Here is an 18,713-nt window from a genome sequence, read left to right as displayed (position 1 = left end):
TTAGACTTTGTCTTGAGTATTCACGTCCTTAACGTAGCTACGAATAAGGATGGTAAACAATGAATATACGTCTTACATAGCTACGATCTCAGGCGGTTGTCGGAAAGTGCCGGTTGATTGTGTCTTATTCGGCAATTGATATGACTTAAAAATTAATTCCGTAAGCATTTCAGACGGTAACAGCAAATAAGGGTTTTATTGTGATAGCAAAATTCTTCCCGTGGTATAGCGAGATAACACGTCCACAAAAAAATGCTTTATTTTCAGCATGGCTGGGTTACGTTTTTGATGGCTTCGACTTTATGCTGATTTTCTACATTATGTATCTGATCAAGGCTGACTTAGGATTGACAGATATGGAGGGCGCATTCCTTGCCACAGCGGCCTTTATTGGGCGACCATTTGGCGGGGCGCTATTTGGTCTGCTGGCAGACAAATTTGGCCGTAAGCCGTTAATGATGTGGTCGATAGTTGCCTATTCTGTAGGTACAGGGTTAAGTGGCCTGGCTTCCGGTGTAATTATGCTGACGCTTAGTCGCTTCATTGTCGGTATGGGGATGGCGGGGGAGTATGCTTGCGCTTCTACTTATGCCGTGGAAAGTTGGCCAAAGCATTTAAAATCTAAAGCGAGCGCATTTCTGGTTTCAGGTTTCGGTATTGGTAACATCATAGCAGCCTATTTTATGCCGTCATTTGCCGAAGCGTATGGTTGGCGTGCTGCTTTTTTTGTCGGTTTGCTACCCGTTCTTTTAGTAATCTACATCCGGGCCAGGGCTCCTGAATCTAAAGAGTGGGAAGAAGCTAAACTCAGTGGTCCCGGAAAGCATTCACAAAGTGCCTGGTCAGTTTTCTCTTTGTCAATGAAAGGGCTATTTAATCGAGCTCAATTTCCACTGACATTATGTGTATTTATTGTTCTGTTCTCTATTTTCGGCGCAAACTGGCCGATCTTTGGTCTACTGCCTACATATTTGGCGGGAGAGGGCTTTGATACGGGCGTGGTCTCTAATTTAATGACGGCGGCGGCATTCGGCACTGTATTGGGAAATATCGTTTGGGGTCTGTGCGCAGATAGAATTGGTTTGAAGAAAACGTTCAGCATTGGTCTTCTCATGTCCTTTTTATTCATTTTCCCGTTATTCAGAATTCCGCAAGATAATTATTTACTGCTGGGCGCATGTTTATTCGGTTTAATGGCGACTAACGTAGGTGTTGGCGGGTTGGTTCCCAAATTTCTCTACGACTACTTTCCTCTTGAGGTTCGTGGTTTGGGTACCGGGCTGATTTATAATCTTGCTGCGACATCAGGCACATTCAATTCAATGGCGGCGACCTGGCTTGGAATAACAATGGGGCTAGGCGCTGCGCTAACGTTCATTGTTGCTTTCTGGACCGCAACAATTCTACTCATTATTGGCCTATCCATTCCGGATAGACTAAAAGCACGTCGTGAAAGTTTTCAATCAACAAAAGAATTTTAATAGAGGATAAATGATGACGAAATACGGTGTTGTAGGTACAGGTTATTTTGGCGCTGAACTGGCGCGATTTATGTCTAAGGTTGAAGGGGCGAAAATCACTGCGATTTACGATCCGGTAAATGCGGCTCCGATAGCGAAAGAGTTGAACTGTGTCGCCACTGCAACGATGGAGGCGCTTTGTACCCATCCTGATGTGGATTGCGTAATTATTGCTTCACCAAATTACTTACATAAAGCGCCAGTCATTGCGGCGGCTAAAGCGGGTAAACACGTGTTTTGTGAAAAACCTATCGCCTTAAATTACCAGGATTGTAAGGATATGGTTGATGCCTGCAAAGAAGCTGGTGTTACCTTTATGGCGGGTCACGTTATGAACTTTTTTCATGGGGTTCGCCACGCTAAAGCGCTCATCAAAGCCGGTGAAATCGGTGAAGTTACACAAGTTCACACTAAACGTAATGGTTTTGAAGACGTGCAGGATGAGATCTCATGGAAGAAGATTCGCGCAAAGTCAGGCGGGCATCTGTACCATCACATTCACGAGCTAGATTGTACACTGTTCATCATGGATGAAACCCCATCCCTGGTTTCAATGGCGGCGGGGAATGTTGCGCACAAAGGTGAAAAATTTGGTGATGAAGATGATGTTGTCCTAATCACTCTTGAGTTCGAAAGCGGTCGTTTCGCGACACTTCAGTGGGGATCATCGTTCCACTACCCTGAGCACTATGTATTAATTGAGGGCACGACAGGTGCAATTCTCATTGATATGCAAAATACGGCGGGTTATCTAATAAAAGCGGGCAAAAAAACACACTTTCTTGTGCATGAAAGCCAGGCGGAGGATGACGATCGTCGCAACGGTAACATATCCAGCGAGATGGATGGCGCAATCGCTTATGGTAAACCCGGTAAACGTACGCCGATGTGGCTCTCATCAATTATGAAACTGGAGATGCAGTACTTGCATGATGTGATAAACGGTCTGGAGCCAGGCGAGGAGTTTGCTAAATTGCTAACGGGAGAAGCGGCGACAAATGCCATTGCTACCGCTGATGCTGCGACGCTTTCCTCAAACGAGGGGCGCAAAGTTAAACTCACTGAAATTCTTGGCTAAAATTGAAAGCCGGATGGTGGTGTTATTACCCGGTGGCGCTGCGCTTATGTAGATCGGATAAGGCGCCCGTGAACTGTGCCGCCATCCGGCAATGGACGGGTCACATATAAGCAAAAAGCCCGTACTTCTGTACAGGCTCTCAACTTAAATATGGCGGTGAGGGGGGGATTGACTCGCTGCGCTCGCCCTTCGGGCAGTCTCCTCGCAAGCTCGTCGTCTGTCCAACTGGCTGCGCCAGTTGTCGAACCCCGGTCGGTGGTTCTCATCCCCCCTTGGTTTGGGGGATACATATAAGCAAAAAGCCCGTACTTCTGTACAGGCTCTCAACTTAAATATGGCGGTGAGGGGGGGATTCGAACCCCCGATACGTTGCCGTATACACACTTTCCAGGCGTGCTCCTTCAGCCACTCGGACACCTCACCAAATTGTCGCTCCAGCATTACTGGAACGGGCGCTAATGTAGGGAAATATCCTTTCTACGTCAATCAACTTTTTTAAAAAAAAGCGCGTTTATACAAACTTCCACCAATCTGTGGCTTTAATAAGCGAAAACTGCTTTTTTTGCCCGCGCCGGGAAATTTGCTATGCTGCACATCCCGTTGAAAACGCTGATAACAGGCGCAATCACATTCCGCACCATACTGCTCAGGAGATAACATGGAGATAATTTTTTATCACCCGACATTTAACGCCGCCTGGTGGGTAAATGCGCTGGAGAAGGCTCTCCCACATGCGCGCGTTCGTGAATGGAAGGTCGGTGATAACAACCCCGCAGACTATGCGCTTGTATGGCAGCCCCCGGTTGAAATGCTGGCCGGAAGACGCTTAAAAGCCGTCTTTGCGCTGGGCGCGGGGGTGGATGCAATTCTGAGTAAATTAAATGCGCATCCGGAAATGCTGGACGCCTCCATTCCTCTATTCCGTCTGGAAGATACCGGAATGGGCCTGCAAATGCAGGAGTATGCCGTCAGCCAGGTATTACACTGGTTCCGTCGTTTCGATGATTATCAGGCGCTGAAAAATCAGGCGCTATGGAAACCGTTGCCGGAATATACCCGCGAAGAATTTAGCGTCGGTATCATGGGCGCAGGGGTGCTGGGCGCAAAAGTGGCAGAAAGTCTACAGGCATGGGGGTTCCCGTTACGTTGCTGGAGTCGTAGCCGCAAATCCTGGCCTGGCGTGGAAAGTTATGTGGGGCGTGAAGAGCTGCACGCTTTCCTGAACCAGACGCGGGTGCTGATTAATCTGCTGCCGAATACGGCCCAAACGGTAGGAATTATTAATAGCGAATTGTTGGATCAATTGCCGGATGGCGCTTACGTGTTGAATCTCGCGCGCGGCGTGCATGTTCAGGAGGCGGATCTGCTGGCTGCGCTTGATAGCGGTAAGCTAAAAGGCGCGATGTTGGATGTCTTTAGCCAGGAACCGTTACCGCAGGAAAGTCCATTATGGCGCCATCCGCGAGTCGCCATGACGCCGCACATTGCGGCAGTCACCCGTCCGGCGGAAGCCATCGATTATATTAGCCGCACCATTACCCAACTGGAGAAGGGAGAGCCGGTGACGGGGCAGGTGGATCGGGCGAGAGGATATTGACATCAACCCGGCGCGGGCCGGGTTTCGCTAAAAAACGCTGGCGATACCTGCTATCCTTGTCGGAAATGACTACAGGAGAGAGCAATGTATCCCGTTGACCTGCATATGCATACCGTCGCCAGCACTCATGCCTACAGTACTCTGAGCGATTATATCGCGGAAGCCAAACGCAAAGGCATTAAACTTTTTGCGATTACCGATCATGGTCCGGACATGGAAGATGCGCCGCATCACTGGCATTTTATTAACATGCGCATCTGGCCGCGTCTGGTTGACGGCGTGGGGATACTGCGTGGCATTGAGGCGAATATCAAGAACATTAACGGTGAAATTGATTGTTCCGGAAAGATGTTCGACTCGCTGGATCTGATTATCGCAGGCTTCCATGAGCCCGTTTTTGCGCCACATGATAAAGAAACCAATACCCAGGCGATGATCGCGACCATCGCCAGCGGCAAGGTGCATATAATTAGTCACCCCGGAAATCCAAAGTATCCAGTGGAGGTTAAAGCCATCGCGCAGGCGGCGGCGAAACACCATGTAGCGCTGGAAATCAACAACTCTTCTTTTCTGCATTCGCGTAAAGGAAGCGAAGATAATTGCCGCGCGGTCGCTGCCGCCGTACGCGATGCGGGAGGCTGGGTAGCGTTAGGCTCTGATTCCCATACGGCCTTTACGCTTGGCGATTTCACCGAATGCCGGAAAATTCTGGATGCGGTGAATTTTCCGGAAGATCGAATCCTGAACGTCTCGCCGCAGCGCTTACTGGCCTTTCTCGAATCACGCGGTATGGCGCCTGTACCGGAATTTGCCGAACTATAATCGTTATTTACGGGAAGATATCAATGAATGAGTTTTCAATCCTGTGCCGTGTGCTGGGATCGTTGTTTTACCGCCAACCGCAAGATCCTTTACTGGTTCCGCTGTTTACGTTAATCCGTGAAGGTAAACTGGCGGCAAACTGGCCGCTGGAGCAGGATGAAATGCTGGCGCGTTTACAGAAAAGCTGCGATATCACGCAGATTTCCACTGATTACAATGCGTTATTTGTTGGGGAAGAGTGCGCGGTAGCGCCATACCGCAGTGCGTGGGTCGAAGGCGCGGAAGAGTCTGAGGTGCGCGCTTTTTTAACGTCGCGAGGGATGCCGCTGGCCGATACGCCTGCCGATCACATTGGCACTTTATTGCTCGCGGCCTCCTGGCTGGAAGATCAGTCTGCCGAAGATGAAAGTGAAGCGCTGGAAACCTTATTTGCCGATTATCTGCTTCCCTGGTGCAATACCTTCCTCGGTAAAGTTGAAGCCCATGCCGTTACGCCATTCTGGCGCACTCTGGCGCCGCTAACGCGTGATGCGATAGGGGCCATGTGGGATGAACTTCAGGAAGAAGATGAAGAATAATGTGATGTAAATCACCCTTAACTGCAACGGGTTTTACATCATTGCATAAAATGTGTGCGTGATCTCATTAATGTGCCGCTTTTCTGTTATGATGCGCGCCATGAACATACTTCTTTCTATTGCTATCACGACGGGCATCCTTTCTGGAATATGGGGATGGGTGGCCGTCTCCCTGGGGTTACTAAGCTGGGCCGGTTTTTTAGGCTGTACGGCTTATTTCGCCTGTCCGCAGGGCGGCTTTAAGGGATTGTTAATTTCTGCCTGTACGCTGTTAAGCGGTATGGTGTGGGCGCTGGTCATTATTCACGGTAGCGCGTTGGCGCCGCATCTGGAAATTGTCAGTTACGTGTTGACGGGGGTCGTGGCATTCCTGATGTGTATCCAGGCAAAGCAGCTATTGCTTTCTTTTGTTCCGGGAACATTTATCGGCGCCTGCGCGACATTTGCAGGGCAGGGTGACTGGCGGTTGGTATTACCGTCGCTGGCGCTGGGGCTAATCTTTGGCTATGCCATGAAAAATAGTGGGCTATGGCTGGCATCACGCCGCGAGCAACATTCAGCGAATACGGCGGTCACAAAATAAAAAAAGCGTGGGGTCTTCCCCACGCTTTGTCGTATTGATCAGGATTCTGGCGGTACTGACAGCTCACGGTATTTCACCAGAATATCATTTTGCCTGTCCGCTTTATTCTGCAAATCCCACAGTCCACGATCGATACCATCATTAATGAGGAAGATAACGCCGGTTTCAATGGCTGACATCAGACACAGCATCACCGGTTCGTTCGAGGTATAGCCGATTTCGCCTTCCAGTAAGCGCTGGTAATCAATAAAACGGAACACGCCTGCCTGTACTTCATAGGAAAGGATAGTTTTACTGGTGTTCACCGAAGAAAGGATCTCGCCCGTACTGACGTTAACCACGCGCAGGTTGACAGCAATCTGATCCAGCTGATACTGCGTATCGGCGCCAATACCGAAATATCTTGCGCCGACCCCGCCGGATTTGACGTTACTTTCATAACCAATAATAGAACCTTCCACCATAATATTTGCCGCCGTCAGCGACTGAAGCGGGATACGGTTATTCATCGCCACGGTGCCGTTTTCCTGGGCTGCGCGAATAATTTTCCGTTCATTCAAAAGATTCTGTAAGCCTTGTCGTTCCAGCGGGATAAACCAGCGCGAATCTTTCAGCGCAGTGACCAACATAGCGGTGGCGCTCTGCGGCACAGCCGTAGAAAAGTTACTTGCCGGGTAAGGTTTAAATTGGCCCGTTTCATCCTGAATGTTATATACCGAAACAAAGATCTTACCGGTGGGAGCAGGTAAGTGCGTCAAATCTTTGTAACTTTGTGCGCGGGGCATTAATGTCGGTTTCGCAGCTTGTTTCGGCGGGGCAGTTAAGCATCCGCTCAACAATAAAACGGCAACCAAAATAAGTAAGCGCGGCATGATTTATATCCTTTAGTGACTGTAGCTTAAAAATCGGTTGACTGAGTTTGTAAACCTGACACTTCGATGGTCGAGGTTCTTCCCGTTTTTCTGTCCGTGACGTTGAGCTGGAGCTGTCCGTCGCGATTAGCGATATCGATAATAAAATCGTTGGTCACCATACGTCCTGGTTTCCCGGTATTAATATTGGTCAACAAGCCGCCCAGAATTTGCGATTGAATAGCCTGTGTAAAGTTATCCAACGCTGAGGGGGTTTCGATACCAAAATCGTTATCATAAGCGGGGTCTTTATATGAATTTTGCGCCTGGGCGCTATTCAATAAAAAGGAACCGTTATTGGGGTTTCCACCAAAGTTAGGATTACGGAACTGGAACGTCATATTTCCAGCCCAGGTTAATGGCGAAAAAAGCATGAGCAGCACTACTGCATGTTTAACACGCATGACAGCCTCCGGATAAAAATCATGTTTTAGAATTCATCACGCGCTAAATCACTCGTACTTAATAGCGTTTGATCTATTTGTCGGCGATTTAATGCTTCCTCTGTTTGCGCTAATGCGAAGACGACGGTTTTCTCGAAGTCTCTTTTCATTGGAAATAAAAAGGTCTGGAAAATAACGTCCTGATTTACCGTTATGGTGATCCAGCTTCCCCAACGCGCACTGGGTCTTTCATTAATGGTCAGATTGCCGGTGTATTCGCTTTCCCATTTGTCGCTGAATGCACGATAGAATTCATGTCCTATCGAAGAGACGGTATGGTCGGTTAACAATCCGGGAACCTCGACTTCAACTTCATTAGCATGCAGGTTTCCGGTAGCGAACAGTAACTCTGCTGCTACAATCCAGGTCAGATAGCGTTTCATGGCCTTACCGCCTGAGATTATCGTTTGCCCATGAAACTGCCTGGGTGCGATTTTTGACAGCTATCTTTTTGAAAAGATTATAAAGATGTGTCTTAACCGTATTCTCGCTGATAAATAGCGACCTGGCGATTTCATTATTAGAGGCACCAATACGTAACTTATTGAGGATCTCTTTTTCGCGATGAGTGAGTAATGCGGACTCGGTGCTGTTGTAGCGGTAATTTCCTGAGTGTGTAATCAGGTAACTGGCTAATTTTTGTGAAAAATAGCATTCGCCGCGCAGAATACCCTGTAATCCGCTGACCACGTGTTCCTGGTCTTCAGTGGCGTAAAACACGCCGTTAATATGAGGCCAGCTTTCAATTTCACGGTAGGGATAATCGTCAGGGGTATTTAACAATAATGTTTTTATATTATTGTTTTTGCGGCTTAAATTATCCTGCCAATAGTGGATAAGCTTCTTATCCGCTTCCATCATATCCATTAAAACAATGCAACCGGCTGAGATATCTTCCAGAGAACGTTGAATATTATGCAGTTTTCCGGTTATGGCCAGCGATTGCTTTAAATGTTGCAATAATGCCGTAGCTTGCAGAGATGGCTTTGTGATCAACAATAGTGTGTGACCATGACTACTATGGACTTCATTAAACATGATGAAACTCCACTTTTTTTAATCGCACATCTGACAGCTGCCCCCATAAAATAAAGGCACCAGAAGTACTGACAGATGTTGCACTGCTGTGGGTTGAAATAGCCCATTATCCAGAAAGAGAAAAATATTTACGAAAATACTTTTAACTGTTTTCAATCTAGCCATTACAAATCTTAAAGCAAGTGTTAAACTTGTAACAAGATGTAAAAATATATATTAAAATGTTGTTTTTGGGTTTTTTTGAAGTTTAGATTTGATAGTAAAGTTGTACATTTCGCTGTTATTGCATAGATTTAAAAAATCATACAAATTATAATAATTCATTGATTTTTAATCATTTTAATTATTTTATGTCATGTTTTGATTTTATTTTTTCTTAAAATTTGAGACGTGGCATTAACCTGGACAGCACAAAGACAAAAAAAACGAAGTGTGTCACGTCTTGTACGTATTGCCCCCCATGGGAAGCATAAGAACATCCCCATGGCGGCATAACACACACCAACACTTCATTTTTTAGGTGCGCGATACACTATCTTCTGTGGCCAAAAATCAATTATAAAAAATCACATGGCTATCGTTTTATTAGCACTTTGGTATGAGCTTAAATAACAAAATACCACGCGTGGGTGAGTTATTAAAAATGTTTCCACGGACATACTCTTCATCGTAACGACGCGTTAACAAAAAACGCATGTCGCTAACAAGGTAATAGATAAATTTCGCTATGTACGACCAGGTCCAGGGTGACAGCATGAAAAACAAATTGTTATTTATGATGTTGACAATACTGGGTGCGCCTGGGATTGCAACCGCGACAAATTATGATCTGGCTCGCTCAGAGTATAATTTTGCGGTAAATGAATTAAGCAAGTCTTCATTTAATCAGGCGGCCATTATTGGTCAAGTCGGCACGGATAATAGTGCCAGAGTACGCCAGGAAGGATCAAAACTATTGTCCGTTATTTCACAAGAAGGAGGAAATAATCGGGCGAAAGTCGACCAGGCAGGGAATTATAACTTTGCGTATATTGAGCAAACGGGCAATGCCAACGATGCCAGTATATCGCAAAGCGCTTACGGTAATAGTGCGGCTATTATCCAGAAAGGTTCTGGAAATAAGGCCAATATTACCCAGTACGGTACGCAGAAAACAGCAGTTGTAGTGCAGAAACAGTCGCATATGGCTATTCGCGTCACCCAACGCTAATACCGTTACGACTTTTAAATCAATCCGATGGGGGTTTTACCATGAAACTTTTAAAAGTGGCAGCATTCGCAGCAATCGTAGTTTCTGGCAGTGCTCTGGCTGGCGTCGTTCCACAATGGGGCGGCGGCGGTAATCATAACGGCGGCGGCAATAGTTCCGGCCCGGATTCCACGTTGAGCATTTATCAGTACGGTTCCGCTAACGCTGCGCTTGCTCTGCAAAGCGATGCCCGTAAATCTGAAACGACTATTACCCAGAGCGGTTATGGTAACGGCGCCGATGTAGGCCAGGGTGCGGATAACAGTACTATTGAACTGACTCAGAATGGTTTCAGAAACAATGCCACCATCGACCAGTGGAACGCTAAAAACTCCGATATTACTGTCGGCCAATACGGCGGTAATAACGCCGCGCTGGTTAATCAGACCGCATCTGATTCCAGCGTAATGGTGCGTCAGGTTGGTTTTGGCAACAACGCCACGGCTAACCAGTATTAATTTAGCGTCTGCGCTAATAAAAAAACAGGGCGTAAGCCCTGTTTTTTTTCGGGAGGAAATTATGCATACTTTATTGCTCCTTGCCGCACTTTCAAATCAGATTACGTTTACCACGACTCAGCAAGGCGATATTTACACGGTGATCCCTCAGGTCACATTAAACGAACCCTGCGTCTGTCAGGTGCAAATTCTCTCTGTGCGCGACGGCGTCGGGGGACAAAGCCATACACAGCAAAAACAAACGCTATCTTTACCTGCTAATCAACCGATTGAGTTGTCTCGTCTTAGTGTAAATATATCTTCAGAGGACTCGGTTAAAATTATTGTTACTGTTTCGGACGGACAATCACTGCATTTATCACAACAATGGCCGCCTTCTGCACAGTAGTTTTTGATGGTGGCGGAAATGGATTGGCTGACCTGGGTATAAAGAGGCGATAAAAGCGTCTCATCGTCTCGGCATGTCGCTATAAGGTAACGCCGAACCCTCGAGGATGACTAATCATTGAGGAGTTAACATGTCCGTAATCAAGAAAAATATCCCTGCCATAGGCCTGTGTATCTGCGCTTTTTTTATCCATTCTGCGGTAGGGCAACAAACGGTACAGGGCGGCGTTATCCATTTTCGCGGCGCGATTGTTGAGCCACTGTGCGATATTTCTACTCACGCCGAAAATATTGATTTAACCTGCCTACGCGAAGGTAAAAAGCAAATGCACCGGATTGACCTTCGGCAGGCATCTGGATTACCGCAGGATATTCAGTCCATTGCGACGGTACGGCTGCATTATCTCGATGCGCAAAAAAGCCTGGCGGTGATGAATATTGAGTACCGTTAACGGCGGTGTCATAGATATAAAAAGAGCGACTCTGTTGAAAGCCCTGCTGTACACTTTGCAGATAAGGTGAGACAAAGGGGGGGGTTATGACATCACGTCTTCAGGTCATACAGGGTGATATCACTCAACTTAGCGTCGATGCGATTGTGAATGCCGCTAACGCATCATTAATGGGCGGCGGTGGCGTAGACGGCGCGATTCATCGCGCGGCGGGGCCGGCATTGCTGGACGCTTGTAAACTCATCCGCCAGCAACAGGGCGAATGTCAGACGGGACATGCGGTTATCACGCCTGCTGGCAAGCTTTCGGCAAAGGCGGTTATTCACACAGTGGGGCCCGTCTGGCGAGGCGGCGAACACCAGGAAGCTGAGCTACTCGAAGAGGCATACCGAAATTGTTTGCTGCTTGCCGAGGCGAATCACTTTCGTTCCATCGCTTTTCCGGCAATCAGTTCCGGCGTTTATGGCTATCCACGCGCCCAGGCCGCTGAGATCGCCGTCAGGACGGTTTCAGATTTTATTACCCGTTACGCTCTGCCTGAACAGGTATACTTTGTCTGTTATGATGAAGAAACTGCCCGGCTTTACGCAAGATTACTTACTCAGCAAGGCGACGACCCTGCCTGATAAAACACGCCTGGAGCGTGCCGTTGAACCGCTATGCGCGCGCCATCCCGGAGAGTGCGGCATTCTCGCGCTGGATAACAGTCTGGACGCTTTTGCCGCCCGCTACCGCCTGACCGAAATGGCGGCGCGGACGCTGGATGTGCAGTATTATATTTGGGAAGACGATATGTCCGGGCGGCTGCTCTTTTCGGTTCTGCTGTCGGCGGCGAAGCGCGGCGTTCATGTTCGTCTGCTGCTGGATGATAACAATACGCCTGGTCTGGATGATACGTTGCGCTTGCTGGATAGTCATCCTAATATCGAAGTTCGTCTGTTTAATCCTTTCTCTTTTCGTACGCTACGCGCGCTGGGATATTTGACGGATTTTGCGCGGCTGAATCGGCGGATGCACAATAAAAGTTACACTGCCGACGGCGTAGTGACGCTGGTCGGTGGGCGCAACATCGGCGATGCCTATTTCGGCGCTGGCGAGGAGCCGCTATTTTCCGATCTGGACGTGATGGCCATTGGCCCGGTGGTCAATGATGTCGCCAATGATTTTGAACGTTACTGGCGCTGTAGTTCAGTGTCGACATTGCAGCAAGTATTATCCCTTTCTGAGCAGGAACTGACGCAGCGTATCGAACTTCCCGAATCTTGGTATAACGATGAGATCACCCGCCGTTATCTGCATAAGCTGGAAACCAGCCAGTTTATGGCGGATCTCGATCGCGGAACGTTGCCGCTGATTTGGGCAAAAACACGCTTGCTTAGCGATGACCCTTCTAAAGGCGAGGGGAAGGCGCAGCGCCATTCGCTTCTTCCGCAGCGATTATTTGACGTGATGGGGTCGCCGACGGAGCGTATCGACATTATTTCCGCTTACTTTGTCCCTACGCGCGCAGGCGTGGCGCAGTTGCTTAATCTGGTCAGGAAAGGCGTGAAGATCGCCATCTTAACTAACTCCCTGGCGGCCAACGATGTGGCGGTCGTTCACGCAGGGTACGCGCGCTGGCGAAAGAAGTTACTGCGCTATGGCGTGGAGCTCTACGAACTGAAACCGACCCGCGAACATGAAACCGCCGTACATGATCGCGGACTTACCGGGAACTCAGGTTCCAGCTTACATGCTAAAACGTTCAGTATTGATGGTAGTAAGGTGTTTATCGGGTCGCTTAATTTTGATCCCCGTTCAACGCTTTTAAATACCGAAATGGGCTTTGTCATTGAAAGTGAAACGCTGGCGACGCTTATCCATAAGCGTTTTACACAGAGCCAACGCGATGCGGCCTGGCAACTGCGGCTGGATCGCTGGGGACGAATTAACTGGATCGATCGTCAGCAAGAAGAGGAAAAGGTGTTAAAGAAAGAACCCGCTACGCGTTTCTGGCAGCGAGTTCTGGTACGGTTGGCGGCAATTTTACCTGTGGAATGGTTGCTGTGAACCCGCGCGCGGAAAACTACCCGATCGCGGCGCGGCTTTCTTGTTTTACCGGCGGTTTACCTGAAAAGAGAAATTTCAGGAGCGGGATGCGTAAATGAATTTCATACAGAATTAACGCAATACCCATAACAAATATCAGCCCGCACAAGAACCCGATCAGGTTGGAGGAGATATGCGGCGTAATATACGCGCCAAAGAAAAGCGTTAAGGGATGATGCACCAGATAGATAAACAGCGAAGCATTCACGAAATAGGTGACACGCGCGGACTGGAAGTTTAACAAGCGATGCCCCAGTGAGAATACCACGTTCACCATCCACAGCCCCATTACCATCGTAATCACGGATTCGGTTTCGTACATCCAGGCGTCGCCGCTCCCATAACGTTGATTCAGCAGATACGCGATAAAAGCAACGGCAGCGCCTAAAGTGCATCCGCGTGAGGGCGTGGTGAAACGCGCTTTCAGATCGGGGTGAATGAAGGCCAGCGCGCCGAGAATAAAAAACGGCACATAAAATAGCGTTTGCATCACAATAAAATTGAACATGCCGTCACTGAGGATTGCCGGATATACGATGAAAATAATGCGCCTGATAGCGGCGTAAGCCATCCCCAGCAGGAAAAAAATAAGCGAAAGCCTGGCCAGTGAAATAGCGGCGGGACGAGGCTTGCTTGTTTCCTGCCTTTTTTGGAACCAGGTAAAAATCCCGATGCTGACTGTGGTTAATATCACCAGCACCAGTAAAAACCACAGATGTGAAATGAGTTCCCACGCTAACGTATTATATTTTTCATAGGCAGAGAGCATAGGCCAGTTCTCTGTTTTCTCTTTGACATATTGCAACAGGATAAATTGCGGCAAGGTAAGCAAAGGGATTGCGGTAAGCATGGGAATACCCACACGTTCTACCCGTACTTTCCACCAGCGTTTTAACGGATAACGTAAAAACAGCATGTACGAAAAATAACCAGAAATAACAAAAAACACCTGCATACGAAAAGCGTGGATAAAATCGTTAAACAGGGTTAGCCACCACGATGGCGTGGCGCTATTGACATGCCAACTGTGAGTGGAATAGATCAACGAGATATGAAAGGGAATCCCTAACAACATCAGCCATGCGCGGATAGAGTCAAGAAAATATTCACGCGGCGCGGGTACAGAGCTCATATAAGGTCACGTATTCTCAGATTTTTCACCTTATCCATAAGGCGAATTATAGTTACATTCGGTAGCAACCCTACACCAACTCCGACAACCTGTCTCCAGGATAAGCACGCAAAGTGAAAACAGGCGCGGGAGGTGCTTAATCCATGAGCCAGCGCGCTGAACAAAGCCTGGATTCAGTTGTCGTAATGCCTGATTATCCATTAAAATGGATCGGATCGATATAAGCACACAAAGGGGGAAGTGCTTACTTATTATGAAACATAAACGACAAATGATGAAAATGCGTTGGTTGGGCGCAGCTATTATGTTAACGCTCTACGCATCATCGAGCTGGGCGTTCAGTATTGATGACGTGGCAAAACAAGCTCAATCTTTAGCCGGGAAAGGCTATGAGGCGCCTAAAAGCAACTTGCCCTCCGTTTTCCGCGACATGAAATATGCGGATTATCAGCAGATCCAGTTTAACAGCGATAAAGCCTACTGGAACAACTTAAAGACCCCTTTTAAGCTCGAATTTTACCATCAGGGGATGTACTTCGATACGCCGGTCAAGATTAACGAAGTGACGGCGACGACGGTCAAAAGAATCAAATACAGCCCGGATTACTTCAATTTTGGCAATATTCAGCATGATAAAGACACGGTAAAAGATTTAGGCTTCGCCGGGTTCAAAGTCCTGTACCCCATTAACAGTAAAGATAAGAACGACGAAATCGTCAGTATGCTTGGCGCCAGCTATTTCCGCGTGATCGGCGCAGGCCAGGTATATGGCTTATCTGCGCGCGGCCTGGCGATTGATACCGCCTTACCATCTGGTGAAGAGTTTCCCCGCTTTCGCGAGTTCTGGATTGAGCGTCCAAAACCCACCGATAAGCGTTTGACCGTCTATGCATTACTCGATTCTCCGCGCGCGACCGGCGCTTACCGTTTTGTGATCATTCCTGGCCGCGATACCGTGGTGGACGTGCAGTCAAAAGTCTATCTGCGCGATAAAGTAGGCAAGCTGGGCGTTGCGCCATTAACCAGTATGTTCCTGTTTGGGCCAAACCAGCCGTCGCCGACGACCAACTATCGTCCGGAACTGCATGACTCGAACGGCTTATCCATTCATGCGGGTAATGGCGAGTGGATTTGGCGTCCGCTGAACAATCCAAAACACCTCGCGGTGAGCAGCTATGCGATGGAAAACCCTCAGGGATTCGGCCTGTTGCAGCGTGGCCGCGAGTTCTCGCGCTTTGAAGATTTAGACGATCGCTACGACCTGCGTCCAAGCGCCTGGATTACCCCGAAAGGCGACTGGGGCAAAGGTAAGGTTGAACTGGTTGAAATTCCGACCAATGATGAAACCAACGATAACATCGTCGCTTACTGGACTCCGGATCAACTGCCGGAACCGGGTAAAGAGATGAACTTCAAGTACACTCTGACCTTCAGCCGCGATGAAGATAAACTTCATGCGCCGGATAATGCCTGGGTGCTGCAAACACGCCGCTCAACGGGCGACGTTAAACAGTCGAATCTGATTCGCCAGCCCGACGGCACTATTGCCTTTGTGGTGGATTTCGTTGGCGCCGACATGAAAAAACTGCCGCCGGATACGCCCGTCGCTGCGCAAACCAGCATTGGCGATAACGGTGAAATCGTTGACAGTAATGTACGCTATAACCCAGTCACTAAAGGCTGGCGTTTAATGCTGCGCGTGAAAGTCAAAGACGCGAAGAAAACCACGGAAATGCGTGCCGCATTGGTGAATGCCGATCAGACGCTAAGTGAAACCTGGAGCTACCAGTTACCTGCCAATGAATAAAACAACTGAGTATATTGACGCACTGCTGCTTTCTGAACGTGAGAAAGCGGCATTGCCGAAAACTGACATCCGCGCCGTACATCAGGCGCTGGATGCCGAGCATCGGACTTACTCGCGAGAAGACGATTCACCGCAGGGTTCCGTAAAAGCCCGCCTTGAACACGCCTGGCCGGATTCATTGGCGAAGGGGCAGTTAATTAAAGATGATGAAGGGCGCGATCAGTTGCAGGCTATGCCAAAAGCGACGCGTTCTTCGATGTTTCCCGATCCCTGGCGAACCAACCCGGTTGGCCGTTTCTGGGATCGTCTGCGTGGGCGGGATGTAACGCCGCGCTATGTTTCTCGTCTGACAAAAGAAGAGCAGGCGAGCGAGCAAAAATGGCGTACCGTCGGCACTATACGCCGCTATATTTTGTTAATTTTGACTCTGGCGCAAACCGTCGTCGCGACCTGGTATATGAAGACCATTCTGCCTTATCAGGGATGGGCGCTCATCAATCCTATGGATATGGTGGGGCAGGATATTTGGGTCTCCTTTATGCAGCTCCTGCCCTACATGCTGCAAACCGGTATCCTGATTTTGTTTGCCGTGCTGTTCTGCTGGGTGTCAGCCGGATTCTGGACGGCGCTGATGGGCTTCCTGCAACTGCTTATCGGGCGCGATAAGTACAGCATCTCCGCGTCTACGGTTGGCGATGAGCCCCTCAATCCGGAACACCGGACGGCGCTGATCATGCCTATCTGTAATGAAGACGTTAGCCGCGTTTTCGCCGGTCTGCGCGCGACCTGGGAGTCCGTTAAAGCCACAGGCAACGCCGCGCATTTCGACGTCTATATCCTTAGCGACAGTTATAACCCGGATATCTGCGTGGCGGAGCAAAAGGCGTGGATGGAGCTTATCGCGGAAGTGCAGGGCGAAGGCCAAATTTTTTACCGTCGCCGCCGCCGCCGTATGAAACGCAAAAGCGGCAATATTGACGATTTTTGCCGCCGCTGGGGCAATCAGTACAGCTATATGGTGGTGCTGGACGCGGACTCAGTGATGAGCGGCGAGTGTCTGAGCGGGCTGGTGCGCCTGATGGAAGCGAATCCAAACGCCGGGATTATCCAGTCTTCGCCGAAAGCGTCGGGAATGGATACTCTGTATGCCCGCTGCCAACAGTTCGCGACCCGTGTTTATGGGCCGCTGTTTACCGCCGGGCTGCATTTCTGGCAGCTGGGGGAGTCGCACTACTGGGGGCACAATGCCATTATCCGCGTGAAGCCGTTTATCGAGCACTGCGCTCTGGCGCCGCTGCCGGGAGAAGGTTCGTTCGCCGGATCGATTCTTTCCCACGACTTTGTGGAGGCGGCGCTAATGCGTCGGGCAGGGTGGGGCGTCTGGATTGCCTACGATCTCCCCGGTTCCTATGAAGAGCTGCCGCCAAACCTGCTGGATGAGCTTAAACGCGACCGCCGCTGGTGTCACGGCAACCTGATGAACTTTCGTCTGTTCCTGGTGAAAGGAATGCACCCGGTGCATCGCGCCGTGTTCCTGACGGGGGTAATGTCATACCTGTCCGCGCCGTTATGGTTTATGTTCCTCGCGCTTTCTACCGCGCTGCAGGTCGTTCATGCGTTAACAGAGCCGCAATATTTCCTTCAGCCGCGCCAGCTTTTTCCGGTCTGGCCGCAGTGGCGTCCGGAACTGGCAATCGCGCTGTTTGCGTCAACGATGGTGCTGCTGTTCCTGCCGAAGCTGCTCAGTATTATGCTGATCTGGTGTAAAGGCACCAAAGAGTATGGCGGTTTCTGGCGCGTTACGCTGTCGCTGTTGCTGGAAGTGCTGTTCTCCGTGTTGCTGGCGCCGGTGCGTATGCTGTTTCATACTGTGTTTGTGGTCAGCGCGTTCCTCGGCTGGGAAGTGGTCTGGAACTCACCGCAACGCGACGATGATTCTACGCCGTGGGGAGAAGCCTTTATGCGTCACGGCTCTCAACTGCTGCTGGGGCTGGTCTGGGCGGTGGGTATGGCGTGGCTGGATTTACGCTTTCTGTTCTGGCTGGCGCCGATTGTCTTTTCGCTGATTCTGTCGCCATTTGTTTCGGTGATCTCCAGTCGTTCAACGGTAGGATTACGCACCAAACGCTGGAAGCTGTTCCTGATCCCGGAAGAGTATTCGCCGCCTCAGGTGTTGGTCGATACCGATAAATATCTGGAGATGAATCGCCGCCGTATTCTGGACGATGGCTTTATGCATGCGGTATTTAACCCGTCGCTGAATGCGCTGGCGACCGCGATGGCCACCGCGCGTCACCGCGCCAGTAAGGTGCTGGAAATAGCCCGCGATCGTCATGTGGAGCAGGCGCTAAACGAAACGCCGGAGAAACTGAACCGCGATCGGCGTCTGGTTTTGCTCAGCGATCCGGTGACGATGGCGCGTTTACACTATCGGGTCTGGAATGCGCCAGAGAGATACTCTTCCTGGGTAAACCATTATCAGTCTCTCGTCCTGAATCCGCAGGCGTTGCAGGGACGAACATCGTCAGCGGGATAAGGTCTTCAGGTCTGGAGTGAGGTGAAAAATACCG

General features: G+C 49.4%; 19 protein-coding genes, 1 tRNA gene and 1 other RNA gene. 14 read left to right on the top strand and 7 right to left on the bottom strand.

Translation table 11 applies throughout. The features are described from left to right. Positions 1–200: 200 nt before the first annotated feature. On the top strand, positions 201–1,481 hold the full coding sequence (locus tag ABVM99_RS03545; RefSeq protein ID WP_000560758.1) for an MFS transporter: 1,281 nt from the start codon (positions 201–203) through the stop codon (positions 1,479–1,481). Positions 1,482–1,491: 10 nt separating this feature from the next. Next, complete coding sequence (locus ABVM99_RS03540) at positions 1,492–2,598, top strand: Gfo/Idh/MocA family protein (protein WP_000988589.1); 1,107 nt, start codon at positions 1,492–1,494, stop codon at positions 2,596–2,598. 151 nt (positions 2,599–2,749) lie between these two features. On the opposite strand, the gene ABVM99_RS03535 is transcribed toward ABVM99_RS03540, so the two are convergent. Beyond that, positions 2,750–2,885, bottom strand: a non-coding RNA gene (locus ABVM99_RS03535) — RtT sRNA. A gap of 48 nt (positions 2,886–2,933) precedes the next feature. Beyond that, positions 2,934–3,021, bottom strand: a tRNA-Ser gene (locus ABVM99_RS03530). A 235-nt stretch (positions 3,022–3,256) separates the two neighbouring features. Between ABVM99_RS03530 and ghrA the strand changes: the two genes are divergently transcribed. The 4 genes from ghrA (at position 3,257) to ABVM99_RS03510 (ending at position 6,178) form a co-directional block, all read left to right on the top strand. After that, positions 3,257–4,195 carry a glyoxylate/hydroxypyruvate reductase GhrA gene (gene ghrA, locus ABVM99_RS03525; RefSeq protein ID WP_000402551.1) on the top strand — a complete coding sequence of 313 codons (939 nt, stop codon included), beginning with the start codon at positions 3,257–3,259 and terminating at the stop codon, positions 4,193–4,195. Between the two features lie 84 nt (positions 4,196–4,279). Next, on the top strand, positions 4,280–5,017 hold the full coding sequence (locus ABVM99_RS03520; RefSeq protein ID WP_000283643.1) for a phosphatase: 738 nt from the start codon (positions 4,280–4,282) through the stop codon (positions 5,015–5,017). A 23-nt stretch (positions 5,018–5,040) separates the two neighbouring features. Next, positions 5,041–5,595, top strand: coding sequence for a molecular chaperone (locus ABVM99_RS03515; protein ID WP_023165850.1), 555 nt, complete (start codon positions 5,041–5,043; stop codon positions 5,593–5,595). A 100-nt stretch (positions 5,596–5,695) separates the two neighbouring features. After that, positions 5,696–6,178, top strand: a complete 483-nt coding sequence (locus ABVM99_RS03510; protein WP_023204999.1) for a DUF1097 domain-containing protein — start codon at positions 5,696–5,698, stop codon at positions 6,176–6,178. 38 nt (positions 6,179–6,216) lie between these two features. On the opposite strand, the gene csgG is transcribed toward ABVM99_RS03510, so the two are convergent. The 4 genes from csgG to csgD are packed head-to-tail and all read right to left on the bottom strand — an operon-like array spanning position 6,217 to position 8,570. After that, on the bottom strand, positions 6,217–7,050 hold the full coding sequence (gene csgG, locus ABVM99_RS03505; RefSeq protein WP_001137620.1) for a curli production assembly/transport protein CsgG: 834 nt from the start codon (positions 7,048–7,050) through the stop codon (positions 6,217–6,219). A 26-nt stretch (positions 7,051–7,076) separates the two neighbouring features. Then, complete coding sequence (gene csgF, locus ABVM99_RS03500; protein ID WP_001264073.1) at positions 7,077–7,493, bottom strand: curli production assembly/transport protein CsgF; 417 nt, start codon at positions 7,491–7,493, stop codon at positions 7,077–7,079. A gap of 26 nt (positions 7,494–7,519) precedes the next feature. Next, positions 7,520–7,915 (bottom strand): curli production assembly/transport protein CsgE, encoded by a 396-nt coding sequence (gene csgE / locus ABVM99_RS03495; RefSeq protein WP_000833307.1) that lies wholly within the window; start codon positions 7,913–7,915, stop codon positions 7,520–7,522. A 4-nt stretch (positions 7,916–7,919) separates the two neighbouring features. Beyond that, the gene (gene csgD, locus ABVM99_RS03490; RefSeq protein ID WP_052938207.1) at positions 7,920–8,570 is read right to left on the bottom strand and encodes a biofilm master transcriptional regulator CsgD; all 651 of its coding nucleotides are present in this window, start codon (positions 8,568–8,570) and stop codon (positions 7,920–7,922) included. Positions 8,571–9,324: 754 nt separating this feature from the next. Here csgD and csgB point away from each other — a divergent pair. The 6 genes from csgB to ABVM99_RS03460 all read left to right on the top strand — a co-directional run bounded on the left by csgB (position 9,325) and on the right by ABVM99_RS03460 (position 13,165). Then, positions 9,325–9,780 carry a curli minor subunit CsgB gene (csgB, locus tag ABVM99_RS03485; RefSeq protein ID WP_000791655.1) on the top strand — a complete coding sequence of 152 codons (456 nt, stop codon included), beginning with the start codon at positions 9,325–9,327 and terminating at the stop codon, positions 9,778–9,780. A 41-nt stretch (positions 9,781–9,821) separates the two neighbouring features. Beyond that, entirely contained in the window at positions 9,822–10,277 is a 456-nt protein-coding gene (gene csgA / locus ABVM99_RS03480) for a curli major subunit CsgA (RefSeq protein ID WP_000771416.1), read from the top strand. A gap of 61 nt (positions 10,278–10,338) precedes the next feature. After that, the gene (csgC, locus tag ABVM99_RS03475) at positions 10,339–10,665 is read left to right on the top strand and encodes a curli assembly chaperone CsgC (RefSeq protein WP_000557256.1); all 327 of its coding nucleotides are present in this window, start codon (positions 10,339–10,341) and stop codon (positions 10,663–10,665) included. Between the two features lie 130 nt (positions 10,666–10,795). Further along, on the top strand, positions 10,796–11,116 hold the full coding sequence (locus ABVM99_RS03470; RefSeq protein WP_000111254.1) for a type 1 fimbrial protein: 321 nt from the start codon (positions 10,796–10,798) through the stop codon (positions 11,114–11,116). Positions 11,117–11,202: 86 nt separating this feature from the next. Then, positions 11,203–11,742: an O-acetyl-ADP-ribose deacetylase gene (gene ymdB, locus ABVM99_RS03465; RefSeq protein ID WP_023195836.1), complete on the top strand. Its 540-nt coding sequence runs from the start codon at positions 11,203–11,205 to the stop codon at positions 11,740–11,742. Continuing rightward, complete coding sequence (locus tag ABVM99_RS03460) at positions 11,678–13,165, top strand: phospholipase D family protein (protein ID WP_000976323.1); 1,488 nt, start codon at positions 11,678–11,680, stop codon at positions 13,163–13,165. The genes ymdB and ABVM99_RS03460 overlap by 65 nt, the downstream gene beginning before the upstream one ends. 16 nt (positions 13,166–13,181) lie before the next feature. On the opposite strand, the gene mdoC is transcribed toward ABVM99_RS03460, so the two are convergent. Next, complete coding sequence (mdoC, locus tag ABVM99_RS03455) at positions 13,182–14,336, bottom strand: glucans biosynthesis protein MdoC (protein WP_023195835.1); 1,155 nt, start codon at positions 14,334–14,336, stop codon at positions 13,182–13,184. A gap of 271 nt (positions 14,337–14,607) precedes the next feature. Between mdoC and mdoG the strand changes: the two genes are divergently transcribed. Continuing rightward, positions 14,608–16,143, top strand: coding sequence for a glucans biosynthesis protein MdoG (gene mdoG / locus ABVM99_RS03450; protein ID WP_023195834.1), 1,536 nt, complete (start codon positions 14,608–14,610; stop codon positions 16,141–16,143). Then, positions 16,136–18,679, top strand: coding sequence for a glucans biosynthesis glucosyltransferase MdoH (mdoH, locus tag ABVM99_RS03445; RefSeq protein ID WP_001044609.1), 2,544 nt, complete (start codon positions 16,136–16,138; stop codon positions 18,677–18,679). The genes mdoG and mdoH overlap by 8 nt, the downstream gene beginning before the upstream one ends. Positions 18,680–18,713 lie beyond the last annotated feature (34 nt).

The organism is Salmonella sp. SJTUF15591 (assembly GCF_043356435.1).
In the GTDB taxonomy this organism is placed as follows: Bacteria; Pseudomonadota; Gammaproteobacteria; order Enterobacterales; family Enterobacteriaceae; genus Salmonella; species Salmonella enterica.
The sequence above is the reverse complement of the archived record's forward strand: the minus strand, read 5'-3'. Positions and strand labels throughout refer to the sequence as shown.